This is a genomic window from Pseudoalteromonas sp. MMG005 (genome assembly GCF_018101015.1).
Classification (GTDB): domain Bacteria; phylum Pseudomonadota; class Gammaproteobacteria; order Enterobacterales; family Alteromonadaceae; genus Pseudoalteromonas; species Pseudoalteromonas aurantia.
On record NZ_JAGJEK010000049.1, the window covers coordinates 1 to 3,668 of the forward strand.

Below are 3,668 nucleotides of genomic sequence, written 5' to 3' on the forward strand. Positions count from 1 at the left end.
GTACAGATTACAGGGTTCGCTTAAACTCTAAAGTGGTCTGATCTATATGTGTTTATACTCAGATTGGGGCTCCGATACTTAACTTTGCTTAATGTAGTTTCGAACTGTAGGCATAATTCTTCGACTGACAGGCACTTCCATTACATCGTGAAGTTGTAAAAAGCCAGCACTCGATTTTTCAGTTTGTTGTGAACTTTTTGTATTTAGACTGCGAATACAATCTACATTCACTAAATATGAGCGATGCACTCGCAAAAAAGTATTAGGAAGTGTCGCTTCTAACTCTTTTAAACTGCCGGTGAATAAACGTTGTGTATGATCTTTAAGGTTAATTTCTACGTAATCCCCCGCGGCTTTGCAAAACACCACTTTATCACTGGTGATAAGCTCTAATTTTCCCGCACTGTTAATTTTAATTACGTTAGGTTTAGTTTGTTGTTGGTTTTGTTTAAGTTTGAGTTGCAGTTTGGTAACCAAGGCTTGTTCTGCTTCTTTATCTTTTTGTTCTTTATTGAGTTTTTTGGCTTGAAGAATAAATAAAAAAATTAGCACTGTGGTAATGATGTAATAAAAAAGCACATCATGAAAGGTCGTGAGCGTTAATATAATGGTGAGTGAGGAAAAGACAAACACAATTGCATAAGTTACCCACTCTTTTGATTTAGTTGTTAAGGCTTGAATAGTTAACAGTGATGCACATATTAAACTTGGTACCAGTATCGCCAAAGCAGTTTTTGGATCAAATCCGGGGGATAACCATACAGTGGTTAAACTTAAACTGGCACCTGATAGAATCCACCAATATGTTTTTTTCTTTTCGAGCTTTAAAATAACAAAGCTTAATAAACACATCCCAAATAAGAACGAGAGTGAAACGATGAGCAGTAGTCTGACATCTTGAAGCGGGTATGGGTAAGAAAATAATGCGCGAGAAATTTCAGCAAATAGCTGTAATGATGCAAATGAGGTCATCAATAAAAATAACAAATTATTTGCCCGCTTTCTAGGGCTGAAGCTAGCGACAAAAAAGTAAACGGCACCTAATAACAAAGCGCCGAGTGGTACTATCGATACACTTAAATTTCGGTGAATAAAATAAGTCGGATCAGAATAGATGCCAAAACCAATAAAATTTAACGGGGCGCTTAAAGTTAAAAAGCCGTGATGAGATGACATTTTTACAATAAGTTCGTTGGTATTAGGTTTTACTAACTTAGCGGGGACATAAAACATCGCGTCTATTTTTCCCACTTGTTCTAAATTGGGAATCGCATTAGGCGAACCATTACTACCAAGGTAATGACCATTAAAATAAACTTTACTAGATGCCTTCCCTGAAATATAAACACTCTTAGGTTGCGTGTCTTTTACCATGTGATTAGGAACATTGATGGTTGCTTTTACCCACAATGCAGTGTTTTGAGGATCTATTTGCCGAGCGTGTTTTTTTTTACATTCAGGCTCATTAAAATTTGGCATTACATCTGAAGAAGTCACTATCGGGCAGATAATGACTGAATCTAAGTTTATAGACACTAAAGACTGTGAGAAACCGAATCCAGAATACAGAAACAGAATGAAACACAGTTGAGATATGAGAATACGTAACTTCATGGTAAATACTATATTAAAAACTCCGTTATCTTACACTACCTTTTACCGATTAGTTTATACCACTCAACGAAAATCAACGGTAAATAACATGCCTTTCAAATAGTTATGGGTGAATTTTTTTACTGTTTAGGTAAAAGTGACGACATTGAAACATGTAGGATGAAGTCATGAATATTAAAAAATTTACCGTTGGTTTGTTGTTCTTAATAGCGCCATTAGTGACATTTAACAGTATTGCGGCTAAGACGTTTGGCAATGAGAGAGAAATCCAATTCAAAAGTGGTGAGCAGTCAGTGTTAGCGTACGAAGGCTCTATACAGGTAATGGAAAACCGTAATAATAAAAATAGCCGATCTATTCCACTTACATATGTTCGCTTTCCTGCCACTGGCAATAAAAAAGGTGCTCCTATAGTTTATTTATCGGGGGGACCAGGAGGCTCAGGTATTTCAACTGCACAATATCCAAATTTTCGATTCCCTCTGTTTATGGCATTAAGAGAATTTGGTGATGTGATCGCTTTGGACCAACGTGGTACAGGAAAATCACGGATTGTCCCTAAATGTGAATCGACACAAGCTTTACCTTTAAACGAGCGTTTATCTGTATCAAAAATTAGCAAGGTTTATCGCGCAGCGGCTAAAGAGTGTTTTAGTTTTTGGGGCGAAAAGGGTGCCGATGTACTTGGTTATACTACTGTGCAAAGTGCTCACGATTTAAATGATTTGAGGAAGCACCTCAAGGTCGAAAAACTTACTTTATGGGGTATCTCGTATGGTACTCATCTAGCTCTTGCTAGCTTAAAGGTGATGGAAAACCATATCGATAAAATGATACTTGCTAGTGCGGAAGGGCTTGACCAAACAGTGAAGTTACCTGCCAGAACTGATGCGTATTTTAACCGTTTGCAACAAGCTATTAATCAACAACCTAAAGCCAAAGCGGTATACCCTGACGTTGTTGGCTTAATAAAGCGGGTACATAAAAAAATAGCAATTAACCCCATTTCAGTGACTATATCCCAAAAAGGTGGTAAGTCAGTAGAGTTCTTATTTCAAAAAAGCCATATGCAAGGCATAGCGGCTGCAATGATTTCAGACCCTCATCGTTATGTCTCAATGCTACTGCAGTTATATTCAGATATTGATAATGACATTACTGTAATGCTTCCTAGTGTTATTAAGCGCGCAGGGTTGATGGAGCCTAACATCAGTTTAGACATCATGTCGTTTGGGATGGATATCGCATCAGGTATCTCAAGCCAACGGCAGATCTTAATTGAGCAACAAGCGCCAGCCTCTTTGGTAGGTAAAATGCTAAACTTTCCCATGCCGCATTTAAACAAAGCTATTCCAAATTTAGACTTAGGTGATGACTTTCGTTCTAAGCCTGTTTCAGATGTACCTACGTTATTGTTATCCGGCACACTAGATGGCAGAACGTATGTGCAGTCTCAATATGAAGCAACGGCAGGTTTAAGTAACTTAACTAAAGTGACTGTGAAAAATGCAGGGCACAACTTGTTTATGGTGTCACCGAAAGTAACTGAAACGATCAAAATGTTTTTGGATGACAAGTCTATAGGTGACAAGGAAATCGAATTTACATTACCGCCTTTTTTGAAGTAATGAGTTGAACTTTGATTTATTCTCCAGAATTCAGGTTAGTGAATATAAAACTATGTTTTAGTCTCCATGTAGTTATTGATGGCTAGGTAATATTAGCGGGGGAATAAAAAGGTAGTATTTATTGATATATAGGTTGAGAGTACCTCAATGACTCAGCTTGAGAGTAGCTTTTATTCAATTGCGATAATGAGTTTTTATCATCCAAGGCTGAGTGAAGCCTTGGATACTCAATGTCCGTTGTTCACTCAAAACAGATCTAGGGCTACTCTGTTTTATCTTTAAACTCACACAAATCTTCAATGAGGTAAGAGCCACATTTAGGTTTACGGGCGGTACAGACATAACAACCATGTAAAATAAGCCTGTGATGTACATCAACCTTAAACTCAGCAGGTACCAATTTCTCAAGCTTTTTTCGACTTCACC

The 3,668-nt window shown here is 37.5% G+C and carries 2 protein-coding genes and 1 pseudogene; 1 reads left to right on the forward strand and 2 read right to left on the reverse strand.

Features of this window, described 5'->3' with window-relative positions; genetic code table 11:
- Nucleotides 1-78 precede the first annotated feature (78 nt).
- Nucleotides 79-1,614 carry a LytTR family DNA-binding domain-containing protein gene (locus J8M01_RS23565; RefSeq protein ID WP_211059571.1) on the reverse strand — a complete coding sequence of 512 codons (1,536 nt, stop codon included), beginning with the start codon at nucleotides 1,612-1,614 and terminating at the stop codon, nucleotides 79-81.
- A gap of 167 nt (nucleotides 1,615-1,781) precedes the next feature.
- Between J8M01_RS23565 and J8M01_RS23570 the strand changes: the two genes are divergently transcribed.
- Nucleotides 1,782-3,242, forward strand: a complete 1,461-nt coding sequence (locus J8M01_RS23570; RefSeq protein WP_211059572.1) for an alpha/beta fold hydrolase — start codon at nucleotides 1,782-1,784, stop codon at nucleotides 3,240-3,242.
- A 262-nt stretch (nucleotides 3,243-3,504) separates the two neighbouring features.
- Here the strand turns inward: J8M01_RS23570 and J8M01_RS23575 are convergent.
- Nucleotides 3,505-3,657, reverse strand: a pseudogene (locus tag J8M01_RS23575) (endonuclease III); the annotation flags it as partial.
- Nucleotides 3,658-3,668: the final 11 nt, after the last annotated feature.

What these genes read in the sequence shown, in the direction of transcription:
- J8M01_RS23565 (WP_211059571.1), bottom strand. Translation starts at nt 1,614, where the DNA reads ATGAAGTTACGTATTCTCATATCTCAACTGTGTTTCATTCTGTTTCTG.
- J8M01_RS23570 (WP_211059572.1), top strand. Translation starts at nt 1,782, where the DNA reads ATGAATATTAAAAAATTTACCGTTGGTTTGTTGTTCTTAATAGCGCCA.